Below are 519 nucleotides of genomic sequence, written 5' to 3' on the forward strand. Positions count from 1 at the left end.
AATAACCGAGTCCCGTCATCAGGGTGTCGAGGTAGGTGCTGGCGTGGTAGACATCCAAGATGTGTCGGTGAACCCCCAGTTCGCCAAAGAGTTCGGCGATCCAGGCTGCCCCATCACTGAGGCCAATCAGGGTGTCGGATTGGCGAAGACCCGCATGGCGGAGCAGGCAATGCACCTGGGGGGCGAACGCCGTAGCGGTGGTTAGGGCACTCACGTAGTACCGCTGGCTAGGGCAGCGCAACGGGTACACTACCGCACTTTTGACTTCCCGCCACTCGATGACGCCCTCCACCTGGGTCGCCACCAGACAGCCATCCACCTCCACACACCAGCGCCGGCCCCGTTCCCCCTCCCGTCCCATCAAGGGCTGCTGCGCCAGTTGGGTTAGCCCTGCACGGCTCAGCCCTTGCTCGTGCTGCTCCATCCGAATCCCCAGCACCTGCAACGAACTCTTGCCCACCTTCACCCCCCACTCCCCAAGCCACGCCTCAGCCTCTCGGTAGGACATCCGCAGGGTCG

At 63.8% G+C, this 519-nt stretch carries 1 protein-coding gene; it reads right to left on the bottom strand.

Translation table 11 applies throughout. From position 1 onward, the window contains the following. A partial coding sequence (locus ABWU19_RS15070) for a hypothetical protein (protein WP_435902437.1) occupies positions 1 to 460 on the bottom strand: 460 nt, incomplete at its 3' end. Positions 461 to 519 lie beyond the last annotated feature (59 nt).

It is taken from the genome of Meiothermus cerbereus (genome assembly GCF_051297115.1).
GTDB lineage: Bacteria > Deinococcota > Deinococci > Deinococcales > Thermaceae > Meiothermus > Meiothermus cerbereus_A.